The 15,084-nt window shown below is 38.7% G+C and carries 15 protein-coding genes; 13 read left to right on the top strand and 2 right to left on the bottom strand.

Annotated elements, in window-relative coordinates; all coding sequences use genetic code 11:
- The first annotated feature begins 204 nt into the window (after positions 1–204).
- Genes KTI79_RS02690 through KTI79_RS02675 form a run of 4 tightly spaced genes read left to right on the top strand, consistent with a single transcriptional unit; the run spans position 205 to position 3,991 of the window.
- Complete coding sequence (locus KTI79_RS02690) at positions 205–813, top strand: paraquat-inducible protein A (RefSeq protein WP_032054203.1); 609 nt, start codon at positions 205–207, stop codon at positions 811–813.
- Positions 810–1,619, top strand: coding sequence for a paraquat-inducible protein A (locus tag KTI79_RS02685; protein WP_032054202.1), 810 nt, complete (start codon positions 810–812; stop codon positions 1,617–1,619). Before KTI79_RS02690 ends, KTI79_RS02685 begins: the two co-directional genes overlap by 4 nt.
- Before the next feature lie 7 nt (positions 1,620–1,626).
- Positions 1,627–3,294, top strand: a complete 1,668-nt coding sequence (locus tag KTI79_RS02680) for an intermembrane transport protein PqiB (protein ID WP_081039089.1) — start codon at positions 1,627–1,629, stop codon at positions 3,292–3,294.
- Positions 3,284–3,991: a membrane integrity-associated transporter subunit PqiC gene (locus KTI79_RS02675; protein WP_032054200.1), complete on the top strand. Its 708-nt coding sequence runs from the start codon at positions 3,284–3,286 to the stop codon at positions 3,989–3,991. The genes KTI79_RS02680 and KTI79_RS02675 overlap by 11 nt, the downstream gene beginning before the upstream one ends.
- 60 nt (positions 3,992–4,051) lie before the next feature.
- Here the strand turns inward: KTI79_RS02675 and uraH are convergent, their stop codons facing one another.
- Together uraH and KTI79_RS02665 are read right to left on the bottom strand one after the other, a co-directional pair.
- On the bottom strand, positions 4,052–4,453 hold the full coding sequence (gene uraH, locus KTI79_RS02670; RefSeq protein WP_032054199.1) for a hydroxyisourate hydrolase: 402 nt from the start codon (positions 4,451–4,453) through the stop codon (positions 4,052–4,054).
- Positions 4,454–4,463: 10 nt separating this feature from the next.
- Positions 4,464–4,931, bottom strand: a complete 468-nt coding sequence (locus tag KTI79_RS02665) for a GlcG/HbpS family heme-binding protein (RefSeq protein WP_079284231.1) — start codon at positions 4,929–4,931, stop codon at positions 4,464–4,466.
- 125 nt (positions 4,932–5,056) lie between these two features.
- Here KTI79_RS02665 and KTI79_RS02660 point away from each other — a divergent pair, with 125 nt between their 5' ends.
- From KTI79_RS02660 to KTI79_RS02620, 9 genes are all read left to right on the top strand, one after another.
- Positions 5,057–5,728: a heavy metal response regulator transcription factor gene (locus tag KTI79_RS02660; protein WP_032054197.1), complete on the top strand. Its 672-nt coding sequence runs from the start codon at positions 5,057–5,059 to the stop codon at positions 5,726–5,728.
- The gene (locus tag KTI79_RS02655; protein ID WP_032054196.1) at positions 5,725–7,119 is read left to right on the top strand and encodes a heavy metal sensor histidine kinase; all 1,395 of its coding nucleotides are present in this window, start codon (positions 5,725–5,727) and stop codon (positions 7,117–7,119) included. Before KTI79_RS02660 ends, KTI79_RS02655 begins: the two co-directional genes overlap by 4 nt.
- A gap of 219 nt (positions 7,120–7,338) precedes the next feature.
- Positions 7,339–8,028: an aspartate/glutamate racemase family protein gene (locus tag KTI79_RS02650; protein ID WP_032054195.1), complete on the top strand. Its 690-nt coding sequence runs from the start codon at positions 7,339–7,341 to the stop codon at positions 8,026–8,028.
- Positions 8,029–8,095: 67 nt separating this feature from the next.
- Positions 8,096–8,506 (top strand): PH domain-containing protein, encoded by a 411-nt coding sequence (locus tag KTI79_RS02645; RefSeq protein WP_032054194.1) that lies wholly within the window; start codon positions 8,096–8,098, stop codon positions 8,504–8,506.
- Between the two features lie 70 nt (positions 8,507–8,576).
- Positions 8,577–9,950 (top strand): PQQ-dependent sugar dehydrogenase, encoded by a 1,374-nt coding sequence (locus KTI79_RS02640; RefSeq protein WP_032054193.1) that lies wholly within the window; start codon positions 8,577–8,579, stop codon positions 9,948–9,950.
- Between the two features lie 177 nt (positions 9,951–10,127).
- Positions 10,128–11,405, top strand: coding sequence for a salicylate 1-monooxygenase (gene salA, locus KTI79_RS02635; protein WP_086376125.1), 1,278 nt, complete (start codon positions 10,128–10,130; stop codon positions 11,403–11,405).
- A gap of 42 nt (positions 11,406–11,447) precedes the next feature.
- Entirely contained in the window at positions 11,448–12,803 is a 1,356-nt protein-coding gene (locus KTI79_RS02630; protein ID WP_032054191.1) for an MFS transporter, read from the top strand.
- 89 nt (positions 12,804–12,892) lie between these two features.
- Positions 12,893–13,783 carry a LysR family transcriptional regulator gene (locus KTI79_RS02625; protein WP_032054190.1) on the top strand — a complete coding sequence of 297 codons (891 nt, stop codon included), beginning with the start codon at positions 12,893–12,895 and terminating at the stop codon, positions 13,781–13,783.
- A 132-nt stretch (positions 13,784–13,915) separates the two neighbouring features.
- The gene (locus tag KTI79_RS02620; RefSeq protein WP_032054188.1) at positions 13,916–15,067 is read left to right on the top strand and encodes a sterol desaturase family protein; all 1,152 of its coding nucleotides are present in this window, start codon (positions 13,916–13,918) and stop codon (positions 15,065–15,067) included.
- Positions 15,068–15,084: the final 17 nt, after the last annotated feature.

The following is a 15,084-nucleotide window of genomic DNA, read 5'->3' as shown; positions in this document are numbered from 1 at the left end:
TATGATTGTTTCAGAACCAATAAAAGTAATTTACCCAATGAAAAGACTCGTTTTTATCTACTATAAGAAATCATCCATGCAGTCACTAATTTTTCCTTGAAGAAATGAGATTAGTTTGGCACATTGCTTAGAAGTAGAATTTTATGCAAGCGTTGTAGCAAGCAGTTCTGACACAGTAAAAATTATAAATTTCAGAGTATAACTATGCGGCTTAAAGAATTAGCAGGTTGTGAGGAGTGCGATACTGTCTATCGTAGAACCCCGCTTGCTTATGGAAAAAGAGCTTATTGCGTATGTTGCGGCGCTGAACTCTATCGGCACACCAAACCTTTTTCGACATTATTGGCTTTAATCTTAACGGCATTAATTGTATTTATTCTTGCCAATAGCTTTCCTATCGTAAAAATTGAATTACAGGGAAATATCTCTGAAACCACTTTACTTGGTGCGGTTTGGGTGATGTTTCATTATGATCGGGCTTTCGTTGGCGTACTCATCTTAATTACTACTTTTATTGTGCCGCTTTCCTATCTTTTATTACTTTCCTATGTGTTAGGTACAGTGAGTATATTGAAGAGAAGACCCGCATTTTTGGTGATTGCCTTACGCACACTTTTTTTTATGAGAGTGTGGGGAATGGTTGAGGTTTTTTTAATTGGGATTTTGGTTACGCTCGTAAAGTTAATAGGAATGGTGTTGGTCATTCCCGAGATTGCGTTATGGGCATTTGCGATCTTGAGTGTATTGTTGGTTTATATTACTTCCATCAAGGTGAGTGATATATGGAACGAAATTGATAGGTCACTGCCATGAAAACGATAAAAAACGTGACCCAAATAAAAAGCTCGCAGCAAGGGCTGATGATTAAGCAATATCCTAGAGCCAAAGATCTCTCATTAATTGTGTGTCATTGCTGTGGTGTCGTAAATTCTGCGAAAAATGAAAAAAAACGTCTAGGCCAAAGTCATCAGGAGTTACGTTGTATTCGCTGTAATAGCGTGCTGCATTCACGTAAGCCCGCGAGTTTAAATCGAACTTTTGCCTTAGTGGTGGCTGCAACCATTCTCTATATTCCCGCCAATGTACTTCCCATGACGGTGACTGACTCACTTTTGGGCAGCCAGCAAGATACCATCATGAGTGGTGTCATTTACTTTTGGCAAAGTGGGGACTATCTGGTTTCAGTGGTCATTTTTATGGCCAGTATTTTTATTCCAATGTTAAAGCTACTGATTTTGTATTTTTTATTGGTGGCGGTATATCTTCAACAATCGGCAGCTTGGAAGTTTTTACCCGAGCAATGCGTTAAATTATATCGGATTGTTGAATTTATCGGACGTTGGTCAATGATTGACGTGTTTGTGGTGGCACTCTTAACAGCACTTATTCAGATTCAATCGCTTGCTACCATTTTAGCAGGGCCGGGTTCGATTGCTTTTGGCGCGGTTGTGGTATTAACCATGTTCGCATCTTTAAGTTTTGACCCACGGCTTATTTGGGATAACTTCTACGCATCTCAAAATACAAACAAACCTTCTTCTTTTGCTTCAGAAAAACCAACGATTATTCAGGCAGAACACCCGCCGTTGAATAATGATTCCATTAATCCAAGTCAATAAAAGAACAATGAGTATGTCTGAAAATGAAATAACCCCTGGTAACTCAGATCGTCGTGATACCGATATTGAACTGGATAGCATGAATGATTTACCAGAACCTCAAGAAAAGAAAAGTCGGTGGAAGCCTCTTTTAATTTGGCTCATTCCATTGATTGCTCTTTTAATCGCGCTTTCGTTAGCGATAAAAGCGCTCTTGTCTCACGGCCCTACAATTGATGTATCTTTTAGGACGGCTGAGGGACTGGTTGCTGGTAAAACAACGGTCCGTTATAAGCAGGTGGATATTGGTTTAGTACGACAGATAGATCTTTCAGAAGACCGTTCACACGTGATTGCCAGAATTGATTTGCGTAAAGACGCAAGTAACTTTGCAGCAAAAGATTCACGGTTTTGGGTCGTGCGGCCACGTATTGGGACGAGTGGGGTTTCGGGCATCGATACTTTATTGTCAGGTTCATATATTGAAGTGGATGGGGGAAAATCTGAAGAGAAAAAACTTGAATTTACTGGGTTAGAAATACCACCAGTTATATCTTCAGATGTGCCGGGGAAAATATTTTTCTTAAATGCAGATGATTTGGGGTCTTTAGATATAGGTTCTCCGATTTATTATCGTCGAATTAATGTGGGACAAATTACGGCCTATAAATTGTCCGATGATGGTAAAAGCGTAGAGCTGCAAACTTTTATCCGTGCACCATATGATAAGTTTGTTACCACCGATGCACGTTTTTGGCAGGCAAGCGGGATCGATGTGACCTTAAATGCTTCTGGCTTTAATTTAGATACCCAATCGCTTGCAAGTATTGTGGCAGGGGGGATCGCTTTTGGGTTCCCTGAAAACTCACATGCGACCACAGCAGCGAATCATAGTCGCTTTAATCTTTGGGACTCAAAATCTGATGCATTAAAAGAACCAGATGGACAACCTCGTGGTGTGATTATGTACTTTGATCATTCATTACGTGGATTAGCAGTCGGTGCGCCAATTGATTTCATGGGCATTGAAATTGGTAATGTTAAATCGATTAATGCTGAGTTTTATAACAACTATAAGCAGATTCGTATGCGTGTTGAGGCGGTTATCTATCCGTCACGTGTTGAAAATGGTTTGGCACTTAATCCGAATAGTGAAATCTTCAAAGATTTTGTTGAACATGGATGGCGTGCTCAAATGAGAACAGGCAACCTACTCACGGGTCAAAACTATATTGCTCTAGATAAGTTCCCTAAAGCTAAACCAGCCACATTACAAATTTTGAGTGATGACCGTGTGGTGATTCCGACTACACCAACTGAACTGAGTGGGCTACAAGCACAAGTTTCTCAGATTGCTGACAAGTTAACTAAATTCCCGTTAGTTGAGATTGGGCAAGATGTACGTAAAACGCTCAACAATATGAACACAGCAATTGCCTCTACCGATAAACTGGTTAAACAATTAGATGGAAAAGTTGCACCTGGTTTACAAGCAACCTTGGACGATGTTCGTAAAACTGTAAGATCATCTGAGTCTATTTTGTCGAGTGATGCGCCGTTACAACAAGACGTACGTAAAGCTTTACAGCAAATGACACGTGCGGCAGCTTCATTACAGTTAATGGCAGACTATATTGAACAACACCCTGAATCAATTATTCGTGGTAAAACACCAGAGACCGATGATGAAAAATAAAAACACTCTATCTTTTCAGCATCCTAAAGCAGCCAAATGGCTGCTTGGGAGTGGCCTGTTTTTAACGGCAGTTACCATGACGGCCTGCTCGAGTTCACCAACGCCAAACTATTATACGATGTCTCCTAAAATCACTGCGGCTACAAAAACAACTGTGCAGGTGATTGAGGTATTACCTGTCGGGATTCCAGACAGATTGGATCGTGCGCCTTTGGTGCTCCAAGACAGTAGTGGTAAGTCTACGGTGTTAAACAACGAACGCTGGACATCGACTATGGGTACGCAATTACGCGATACCTTGTCGGCGGGTTTACAGCAAAAATTAGGGGCAATTGATAGTTATAGCAGTGGTCTTGCTGGAAACAACCAACCTTTATATCGAGTTTCTACAGACTTTTCTCATTTTGATATTGTAGATAAAAGCTATATTAATATTGCGGTCTCTTGGGTGGTGAAGCGTCAAATACCGCCTACTCAATTAGAGTCAAATAATGCAAAAGTCATTACGAATGCAGGATCTCAGCTCAATTGTCGAATTGCTTTTAAGCAGCCGATTGATCAAAAAGCTAAAAAGATGGAAGGTATTGTGAATGCTTCAAGTGAAGCGATGACCCAAATTATTAATACGGTTTCTTCTTCAATTGTGGCGCTAGATTCAAACAAAAAATCGGTTATTAGCAATGGTGTTTGTTCGTAAAACGCATCTTTTTTAACCACCCCCTTTATTTGTGTACAACAGATAAAGGGGTTTTTTATTTTAATTGCCTCGATAGGTTGAGTAACCGTAAGGGCTAAGTAATAAAGGAATGTGATAGTGATTTACGCTTCCATCGACTTTAAAAATTACAGGTACTTCGGCAAAAAAAGTTTGTTGTTTGTTCTTTTTAAACCAGTCTTCAGTTTTAAAAGTAACTTTATAAATACCTTGCTCTAGTTTTTTATTTTCTGGATAGAGTGCAGTAATACGACCATTTGAATCTGTCACTTGCTGGTTGAGTTTAACCCATTGGTTATTGGTGTTTTTCTCTAAAACGACTTCAACCTGAGAAGAGGGTAAACCCGTTTCTAGGTTTAACACGTGCACACTTAGCGGATTAGTTTGCGCAAATGTAGCCGAAGCAATAAATAACGAAGATAAAGCAATAAATGATTTAGGCATGGTGAACTCCTTATGAATGAAAAACGGTTTCAATGGCTTTGCTTGCGCATTGATTGTCATTTTGTGCGCCGCCAGCACCCGCAACTCCAATCGCACCGATCACTTGGTTCTCAAAACGGACTGGTACGCCGCCACCTAACAAAAGTAAATTTGCTACGGTGGTTAAATTTTTTGCATCGGGGTTTTGGTTACTGTTTTGGCTTAAAACGGAGGTCGATGTTTTGGTAGATAACGCGGTATAGGCTTTTTTCTCGGCAGCCATTAAGTTATGCGGGCCCACCAACTCATGCCGTTCGGCAGTTAATGGATTACCACCGCGATCTACAACAACAACCGCAATATTTTGATTTATTTTTTCACATGCCTCTTTCGCACTGTCGGCTAGCAGGTGGGCAGTTTTTAGATCTAACGAATAAACTTGATTCAAAGCAGGGGGCTGTGCAAAAGTACTATTACCGAATAGCACGGCTGCTAACATCAGCCAGTTCAATTTTTTCATAATGATTGCCTCTATGTCGCTTTGAAAATCTTAAACAAATTGCTTAACTTCAAGCGTGACAATCACATTACAAAGTTGTCATCTTTCAAATGAGTCTCTACAAAATGCGTATCCTTATTATTGAAGACGAGATCAAGATCGCCAGTTATTTGGTCAAAGGATTAAAAGAGTCTGGATATCAAGCGGAGTGTGTTCACTTAGGGCTGCAAGGTTTGGAAATGCTAAAGAGAGATCAATATGACTTGCTTATTCTTGATGTTATGTTGCCGGACATAGACGGCTGGAGCGTATTACAAGTTCTACGCCAGTTTTCAAAAATTCCGGTGATTTTCTTAACGGCAAAAGATCAGGTGATGGATAGAGTGAAAGGTTTGGAGTTGGGAGCAGACGATTACTTGGCTAAACCATTTTCCTATATTGAACTGTTGGCACGTATTAAAAGTCTGTTAAGACGACAGCAATATCTGCAAGAAAATGAGCTATCTATTGGTGATTTAAAAATGGATATGGTTGGTCATAGAGTATGGCGTAACGGAAACGTAATTGAGCTGAGTAAAACCGAATTTAATTTGTTGCGTTACATGTTGCTCAACAAAGAGCAAATCGTGACACGCAGACAAATTGGCTCCGAAGTTTGGAACATTAACTTTGACACCGATACCAATTTTATTGACGTTGCAGTACGCCGTTTAAGAAGCAAAATTGATGAGGGATATGAGTTAAAACTCATTCATACCATACGTGGCTTGGGCTATAAAATTTCGGTTAGCTTATGAACTTTAAATTTCTACGTTCTCTTGAAGTCCGTATTACATTACTGGTCACGCTTTGTTCTGCCTTAATTTTATGTTCAGTCGGCTTTATGACCTATTTAGGCATTAATCAAATTTTATTGAAGCAGCAAGATAAAGCTTTAGCAGACAGAATTAATCGTTTGGAAATTTTGCTGCAAGATAGCGAAAATGTAGAGCAAATTATTGCGCGGCCTAAGCTGTATCAAAACATGCTTGGCAATCAAGACAACTTGTTTTTGCTTATTCATAAAGACAAAACTTTAATTAATATCAATCCGCTCCACATTCAACTGCCTGAACTTGCACAGCGCGACAGTCTTCAATTTCAAGATTTAGCTAACAACTCATATCCAACGCGCATTGCTTGGAAATCCATAAAAATTAATAACGAACCTTATGTGCTCATTGCAGGTAAACAGTGGTCGGAACGCATTAATATTCTTTTACCTTTTCAAGAAAGTCTCTTGATGTATGTGGTCGGGGGCGTGTTTGCAATCTTTGTGCTTTGTATTTTAGCGTGTCATTTTGGTTTACGGTCGCTACAACAGCTTCGCAAGCAAACTCATTCTATTAATGCAAATCAGCTACAGAACCGATTAAACCTCCCAAATTCACCTTTAGAAGTTGATCTGCTTTCAAAAGATATAAACCACATGCTTGAGCGTATTGAAAAGGGCTATACCCAGCTCAACCGTTTTTCTGAAGATATCGCTCATGAGTTCCGCACACCTTTAAATAATCTGATTGGGCAAACCGAGATTGCTTTAACTGGCGAACGTTCAGTTGAACAATATGAAGATTTACTGGTTTCTCATTTAGACGATTACCATAGATTAAAACGCATGATTGATAGCATGCTTTTCTTGGCAAGAGCCGATCAGAAAATGGTGCTTGTAAACAAACAAGAAATAAACCTCAAAGATGTTATAGATGGGCTATGCCAGATTTTTGAATATCAGGCCGAGGAACAAGACTGTCATTTTAATTTTAATCTAGAAGCTCAAAAGTTATTTGCAGATCCTGAGCTTTTTCAAAGAGCCGTTTATAACCTTGTTTTAAATGCGTTGGTTCACGGTGGTAACAAGCGAACTATTTATATCGCAACTAAACATAATATGATTGAACATAGGCAATGGGTCAGCCTGACTGTGGTAACGGGAGGTGTTTCAATTGCTGAACATCAACTTGAGCATCTTTTTGAAAGATTCTACCAATGCCATTCAAGTCGAAGTGATGAGAATCAAACAGGTGGATTAGGCTTATCGATTGTTGCTTCAATTATGGATCTGCATCATGGCCGCTATCGAGTTTATAAAACCGTCGAGGGGGTGTGTTTTGAGCTTGATTTTCCTATTCTAAACCCTACGCTATAGTCCCAATTGATGGGCTAATTTTATTATCAATAACGCTTATGTATTCATAATTATCATTAAATATATCAATATGCATGTTGTTTTTTAATCGACTATAAAGTTTAAGAATATATTTTATGTGGTATATAAGATAGAAATTAAAAGAAAGCAATTTTATTCTAGCTGCGCTTTACTCATAAGAGATATAGATAAGTTTTGCATAAATAGAAGGATTCAATAATGAAAACAATCGGTTTATTAGGCGGAATGAGTTGGGAATCTACAGCGCTTTATTACCAACAAATCAATAAAATGGTTCATCGTAAATTAGGGAAATTGCACTCAGCTAAGATCATTATCAATAGTGTCGATTTTGAAGAAATAGCAGCCTTACAAGCGAAAGGTTTATGGCAAGAGGCTGGCGCATATTTAGCCGAGCAAGCATTAAATTTGGAAAGAGCAGGGGCTGATTGTATTTTAGTATGTACTAACACTATGCATAAAGTTGCTGCACAGATAGAAGATTCAATTACGGTTCCTTTCTTACACATTGCTGATGCAACGGCAAAAGAAATTTTGAGTCAAAACATTGCTAAAGTTGCACTGTTGGGGACAGCTTTTACAATGGAGCAAGATTTTTATAAAGCTCGATTACGAGATCATGGAATTGATGTGATTATTCCCAATGAAGAAGATCGAAAGATCGTCCATCGCATCATTTATGAAGAACTTTGTTTAGGTGTGATTAATCCCGATTCGCAGCAAAAGTACATCGCTATTGTAGAAAGACTCATAGCTGAAGGTGCCCAAGGGATTATATTGGGTTGTACCGAAATCTGTATGTTGATTGGTGAGCTTAAATTCTCGGTTCCTTTATTTGATACTACGACCATTCATGCAAAAGAGGCGGTGAGTTTTGCTTTAACTTAAGAAGATAAATTAAATAAATTAGAATGAATAAATTGCTAAGAACTAATTTAAAAATGGAGGATAAATTTTGAAATTTAGATCAAAAATTGATTGGTGGCTTTTACTCATATTTATTGTTATCACTGCCAATATTGTTATAAAAATTTATGAAGCAAATCATCTTTATTCTTTAGCGTCAAATTTTCCACACCTCATCATTTATAGTCTAGTCATTTTTATTATTTGGCTTCCAATCTTTAATACTTATTATGTAGTAGAAAACAATACTCTAGTGATTAAGAGTTTAGTATTCCGATGGAAAATTAATCTTAATGATATTACCCAAATAGAACCTACTCATAATCCACTTTCCTCTCCAGCACTCTCATTAGATCGACTCAAAATTTATTATATGAAAAATGAAAAAATCGCAACGGTTATGATTTCACCAAAAAATAAAGAAGCTTTTTTGCAAGCGATAAACAAAAGACTCTATTAAAGTTGCTTGTTTAATTGCAGACATAAATTACGCTATTTCCATGACGACAAAAAATAAATGGTGATAAATCATGACTAAACGTTTTTTTCTGCCAGTTTTAGGTACTACGGTTTTAGCTACATTAGCTGGATGCGCTTCATCCTCGCAATATCCGATTACTGAGAGTTATGGTCCAGATCCAAAGTTACCTGAACCTAAATCAAGTTTATTTCCTACTGTTAATATTGCACTTGCAGAAGGCTGGCCGAGTGAGGTTATGCCAAAACCCGCGGAAGGTTTAAAGGTGAAAGCATTTGCCAAAGGACTTGAACACCCACGTTGGCTTTATGTTTTACCGAATGGTGATGTATTAGTTGCTGAAACGGATGCTCCGCCTAAACCCGAAGACAGCAAAGGCATTAAAGGTAAAATAATGTCTTTTGTGATGAGACGTGCAGGCTCATCTCATCCGAGCGCAAACCGTATTAGCTTACTTCGTGACACTAATGGAGACGGAGTTGCCGATCAGAAAACGGTATTTCTTCAAAACTTAAATTCTCCATTTGGTATGGCATTGGTCGGTAATAACTTATATATCGCCAATACAGATGCACTGGTGCGTTTTCCTTATCAGGAAGGTGAAACTCAAATTACGGCCAGTGGAACCAAAGTGTTGGACTTACCGGGTGGCCCTTTAAATCACCATTGGACCAAGAATGTCATTGCTAACGCGGCAGGTACAAAGCTCTACATTACCGTTGGTTCTAACAGTAACGTTGCTGAAAATGGTTTAGATCAAGAAAAAGGTCGCGCACAAATTACAGAGTTTGATATTGCAAGCGGTCAGTCACGCCCATTTGCAACAGGACTGCGTAATCCAAATGGTATGGCTTGGCAACCGCAAAGTGGAAAACTCTGGACAGTAGTTAATGAGCGCGATGAAATTGGTAGTGACTTAGTACCTGATTATATGACATCAGTCCAAGACGGTGGTTTTTATGGATGGCCTTATAGCTACTATGGTCAACATGTAGATGTGCGAGTAAAACCACAAAATCCGGAAATGGTTGCTCGTGCAATTAAACCCGACTATGCACTTGGTAACCATACCGCTTCTTTAGGTCTTGCATTTTACACAGCTGAACTCATGCCACAATTTAGAGGAGGCGCATTGATCGGCCAGCATGGTTCTTGGAACCGTAAGCCTCACAGTGGTTATAAAGTCGTTTTTGTACCATTTAGAAGTGGTCAACCCTCTGGGCCACCACAAGATATTTTGACCGGATTCCTGAGTGATAAAGGCAAAGCGTATGGTCGCCCTGTGGGTGTAGCAATTGATTTCTCAGGTGCTGTGTTAGTTGCTGATGATGTAGGCAATACGATTTGGCGCGTTTCACCAGTTGCCGAGACGACTTATGAAGCTCCAATGAAACATGCTATTGGAACCCCGCCAGGCACACCATAAAGTTTATCAAAAATAATTTATTAGCATGGGCGACCTTTAAGCTTTATAGAGGCTCGCCCAAATGGCTATTATTTAATTTTTAAATAACTGAACAAAAAAAATACTAATTGGACTTTATAAGCCAACTTCTCAAAAATGAATATGTGAAAACGATAATGATGTTTAAGGAACAAACACATGAATACACATATTCGAATTGCCGTGGTTGGTGGTGGTATTGCTGGTCTGGCTTTAGCAAGTAATTTAAGTAAACACGCCCATTTAGACGTGCAAATGTTTGAATCTGCACCTCAGTTTTCTGAAATTGGGGCAGGGATTTCTTTTGGTGCCAATGCAGTCAAAGCAATTGAACTGTTAGGTTTAGCCAACGAATATCATGCAATTGCAGATAAAGTATCGCCACCATTTCAAGATGTTTGGTTTCAATGGCGCAATGGTTATACCGATGAATATTTATCTGCATCTATCGCGACAGGTGTAGGGCAGTCATCTGTTCATCGTGCTGATTTTCTAGATGCAATTATTCCTCACATGCCTACGCAAAATGTCCATTTTTCTAAACGCCTAGAGGCGATTAAAGAACAAAACGATCAGGTAATTTTGTATTTTAATGATGGTACTCAGCATGAATGTGACTATTTGATAGGGGCTGACGGTATCCGCTCTGTGGCTCGCCAATATGTTTTAGCTTCTCATCATTTACCACCAGTTCATCCACGTTTTTCAGGAACTTGGGCATATCGTGGCATTATTTCTCACGCTTCATTTAAAGAAGCTTTGCAGCAAATAAATGGCGATACAGATTTAGCAGATATTCCCCAAATGTTATTGGGTAAAGATAAACATATTTTAACGTTCCCAATTCGTAAGGGGGAGCAAATTAATATCGTTGCTTTCTGCTCAAACCGCGAAGATACGGTATTACCAGCCGATACACAGTGGACTAAGCCTGTCGATAAAGCCCAAATGCTTTCCGATTTTTCAGACTGGAGTGAAAGCTGCCAAACATTACTCGGTTTAATTGAACAGCCTACCATTTGGGCCTTACATGAAATTGAAGAACTTTCGACTTATCAAAGTACCTCAGGTCATGTCATTGTCATGGGCGACGCTGCACATGCCATGTTACCTCACCAAGGTGCTGGAGCAGGCCAAGGTCTTGAAGATGCATTAATTCTTGCGGCCTTATTGTCGACAAAAAACTTACAAGCAGATCAATTAACCGATGTGTCTTCAATATATGAAAAGCTCCGTTTAAAACGTGCTTGTCGTGTTCAGCAAACTTCTCGTGAGTCTGGCGAAATTTATGAGTGTTATTCGACTCAGTACCCAACGTTTGCCGAAATTGGCGAACATCTTGAGCATCGCTTTGACTGGTTATGGCAACATGATCTAGAGCAGGATGTTGCAGAAGCACAGCAACAATTACATCAGCTAGGAATGGCAACTATTTAAATAAATTTTTGTTTTACACACAATTTGCTAAGGAAAGCAATTATGGAAAAACTAAATGCAAATCAATTGATTGATGATGCAAGATTAACACCATTACATTGGCGGGTGATCTTGCTGAGTGCGCTCATTATTATTTTTGATGGCTATGACTTAGTCATTTATGGCGTTGCATTACCCAAGCTTATGCAACACTGGCAATTAGATAGTATGACTGCTGGATTGCTGGGCAGTGTCGCATTATTTGGCATGATGTTTGGTGCCATGATTTTCGGTAGCTTAGCTGACAAATTAGAGTCGTATGGCTTTAGCCGTAAGCGTTTAATTATGCTGTGTGTCCTTATTTTTAGTGGTTTTACGGTGTTATGTGGTTTTGCCAACAGCCCCAAAGAGTTTGCCATTTACCGTTTTATTGCTGGCCTCGGTTTGGGCGGAGTAATGCCGAACGTTATTGCTTTAATGACCGAATTCGCCCCAAAGAAATTAAGATCAACTTTGGTATCGCTGATGTTTAGCGGCTATGCGATTGGCGGGATGAGTTCAGCACTTTTAGGCATGTGGTTGGTTCCTAAATTTGGTTGGCAAATCATGTTTATTCTGGCGGGTATTCCACTCATTTCATTACCGATTATTTGGAAATTTTTACCTGAATCAATTGATTATCTGGTTCGCCAAAAAAAATGGAATGAGGTGCGTGATTTACTTCAACAATTAGCACCAGAACAAAACATAGCTGATCATACGAGCATCATATTACATCAAGAAAATCAACAAACTGTGGCTCGACCTTTGGTTGCTCTATTTACCGAGAACCGTGCTTTAGTCACTGTGTTTTTCTGGCTGAGTGTATTTATGGCTTTACTGATGGTGTATGCGCTCGGTAACTGGATACCAAAACTCATGGTCGAGGCGGGATATGATTTATCAACCAGTCTGGTCTTTTTATTGGCGCTAAACTTGGGTGGGATGTTGGGCGCAATCGGTGGAGGATACTTTGCTGATCGTTTTCATTTAGGCAAAGTCATTTGTTCACTTTTCTTGGCGGGTGCAATTTCACTTTACTTACTGAGCTATGCTTTACCCATGGTTATTTTATATCTCTGTATTGCCATTGCAGGAGCGGCGTCTATCGGCGGGCAAATTTTATTGCTCGCTTATATGGCTCAGTTTTATCCTTCACCAATTCGCAGTACAGGCATTGGTATGGCTTTGGGTGTAGGCCGTATTGGGGCGATTTTAGGTCCGATTTTATGCGGCTGGCTTTTAAGTTTGCACCTACCGATTGAATATAATTTTATCGCACTATCCATTCCTTGCGTACTGGCAACCTTAAGTATTATTGCCATAAGTATTTGCAATCGAACTAAACGTGTAATGCTAAATTCAAGTATATCTCCATAAGAATTAAGCATTTTTATTCCTGTAAAAGGAACTAAACTCTAAACAAAGAAGTTAAAGTCTTTGTTTAGAGTATTTAAAGGATCAGAACCATGGATTTAGGTTTGATTAAAGTTTTTGTCTGTATTTATGAGTCTCGGCATATTAGTAAAGCTGCTGATAAATTGAATTTAAGTCAGCCTTCTGTGACTTATAATTTGAACCGTTTACGCCGTCAGTTAAATGACGAGTTGTTTACCCGAAGCCGAGGCGGTGTCGAGCCGACAAAAGTTGCACATGAGCTTTATCCAATTTTTCATCAAGCAATTTTTAATATTGAGTCAGCAATTGCTCAAGCACAGGAATTTCATCCTGAAAACTCAAATAAAACTTTCCGAATTGGACTATCCGACGCAGGGGAGATTTGTCTCTTGCCTAGTCTTATGGCCTTTTTACAGAAAACAGCACCCTCTATTCAAATTGAGATTGAAGAGATTCAGTCATCTAAGGTTGAGCAGTGGCTTATTGATGGCTTTTTAGATCTAGCCGTATTTAATAGTACGCAGACCATAATGCCTAAAATAGAAACGCGTACTTTATTTGAAGAAAGATATGTATGTATTGCTAGAGCTGACCATCCAAGGCTACAACAGCAACTGACGTTAGAGCAATATTTGCAAGAAGATCATGTGGCTATCAAGTCATCGACAGGGCATATCCAAGTTGAGCAATATTTAAAAACAATGGATTTGAAGCGACGAATTCGTTTAGAGGTTCCACATTTTAGTGTTTTACAAGGTGTTTTGCAGAGTTCAGATATGTTGGTGACCTTACCGTCACGAGCAGCTCGGCATTATTTAGCACATGGTAATGTCCAAATGTTTGAATTACCTTTTGCTATGGATTCTTTTAAAGTGAGCTTAAACTGGTTTAATCGTAGCGATGATATAATTGCCAGAAAATGGCTGATTCAATCTGTAGGTCAAATATTTGAAGTTTTATAAGAACAATTTACAGCTATTTAAAATTTTATTTTCAGATTAAGAGGTTTGTTTTAAGAAGTTAAAGTTATTTCCAATTTATTATTAAATTTTGATAGCATTCGCGTTATATATAATAAGAACTTTATATAAATTATGACCGATCAATTAAGAGCAAAATTTGAGAATTTGGAACTTAATGCAGGATTAGGGAAAATTAGCGCCTTTATTTCAATGTCGCTCAGCTTACTTTGTCTATTTGGTGCATTATGTTTTTTGTTTCCCAGTGTATTAACCACCCCAGAACTCCGTCCTATTTACGCAAAACACTATCATCTTTTTTATTATGGACTGATCACAGGCATTATTATTAGCGCTGGCTTTGGTGCGTTTAGTGCAATTATTCGTCAAAATCGATATGGCTTTTACGGACTATGTTTTTCACTTGTAGCAGCGGTTTTGGGCTGTGGTGTAATTGAAGCACCCGTTTTACCAAGTGTACCGTTTTATGCAGGTATCGATTATTTTGTACTGACTTTATTTATTTTAGCGTTTGTTTTTATTCCACTCGAAGGTTTTTTTGCTAAAAATCCTGAACAAAAAATATTAAGAGTAGGATGGGTGACCGATATGAAATATTTCATGGTCAGCCATATTGGTATTCAATTATTCAGCTTTTTAACGGTTATGCCGATTCAATATTGGATTACACATTTGCCCGATAATCCAATTGTGCCTTATGTACAAGCTCAACCAATTTGGCTGCAATTTATTGAGTTGCTCATTGTGGTGGATTTTACGGTGTACTGGTTACATCGAGCTATGCATGAAGTGAATTTCTTATGGCGCTTTCATGCGATTCATCACTCGACTGAATATATGGATTGGTTAGCATCTTCAAGGTTACATGTCATTGAAGTGCTTATGACTCGCTTCATTGCCACTTTACCGATTTTCCTGCTGGGTTTTCATACTTCGGCTGTTTTTGCCTATTTAGTGTTTATTTCATTTCACGCTATTTTTATTCATTCCAATGTGCGTTTTCGCTTTCCGTATTTACGCTGGATTATCGCAACGCCAGAATTTCATCATTGGCATCATTCTTCAGAAAAACCAGCCATTGATAAAAATTATGCCGCTTTTATTCCTCTATACGATGTCATTTTTAAAACCGTCTATATGCCGAAACATTTGGCGAGCGTGTATGGCACGGTGGGTTATAAAATTCCAAATAGTTTTATAAAACAATTTACCTGGCCATTTAAAAAGTATGTAAAGCGATTTTTAAAACCTTGGTGTGATCAGTAAAGTAAAAAAGCCTCGAT

The sequence above is a fragment of the Acinetobacter sp. WU_MDCI_Abxd143 genome (genome assembly GCF_025514195.1).
In the GTDB taxonomy this organism is placed as follows: Bacteria; Pseudomonadota; Gammaproteobacteria; order Pseudomonadales; family Moraxellaceae; genus Acinetobacter; species Acinetobacter pittii_H.
Note: the sequence above shows the minus strand (reverse complement) of the source record. Positions and strands in the feature narration are given on the sequence as shown.

Coding starts and splice junctions, on each gene's coding strand:
- KTI79_RS02690 (WP_032054203.1), top strand. CDS start 205: ATGCGGCTTAAAGAATTAGCAGGTTGTGAGGAGTGCGATACTGTCTAT.
- KTI79_RS02655 (WP_032054196.1), top strand. CDS start 5,725: ATGAACTTTAAATTTCTACGTTCTCTTGAAGTCCGTATTACATTACTG.
- KTI79_RS02640 (WP_032054193.1), top strand. CDS start 8,577: ATGACTAAACGTTTTTTTCTGCCAGTTTTAGGTACTACGGTTTTAGCT.
- KTI79_RS02625 (WP_032054190.1), top strand. CDS start 12,893: ATGGATTTAGGTTTGATTAAAGTTTTTGTCTGTATTTATGAGTCTCGG.
- KTI79_RS02675 (WP_032054200.1), top strand. CDS start 3,284: ATGAAAAATAAAAACACTCTATCTTTTCAGCATCCTAAAGCAGCCAAA.
- salA (WP_086376125.1), top strand. CDS start 10,128: ATGAATACACATATTCGAATTGCCGTGGTTGGTGGTGGTATTGCTGGT.
- KTI79_RS02665 (WP_079284231.1), bottom strand. CDS start 4,931: ATGTTAGCAGCCGTGCTATTCGGTAATAGTACTTTTGCACAGCCCCCT.
- KTI79_RS02680 (WP_081039089.1), top strand. CDS start 1,627: ATGAGTATGTCTGAAAATGAAATAACCCCTGGTAACTCAGATCGTCGT.
- KTI79_RS02650 (WP_032054195.1), top strand. CDS start 7,339: ATGAAAACAATCGGTTTATTAGGCGGAATGAGTTGGGAATCTACAGCG.
- KTI79_RS02630 (WP_032054191.1), top strand. CDS start 11,448: ATGGAAAAACTAAATGCAAATCAATTGATTGATGATGCAAGATTAACA.
- KTI79_RS02660 (WP_032054197.1), top strand. CDS start 5,057: ATGCGTATCCTTATTATTGAAGACGAGATCAAGATCGCCAGTTATTTG.
- uraH (WP_032054199.1), bottom strand. CDS start 4,453: ATGCCTAAATCATTTATTGCTTTATCTTCGTTATTTATTGCTTCGGCT.
- KTI79_RS02620 (WP_032054188.1), top strand. CDS start 13,916: ATGACCGATCAATTAAGAGCAAAATTTGAGAATTTGGAACTTAATGCA.
- KTI79_RS02685 (WP_032054202.1), top strand. CDS start 810: ATGAAAACGATAAAAAACGTGACCCAAATAAAAAGCTCGCAGCAAGGG.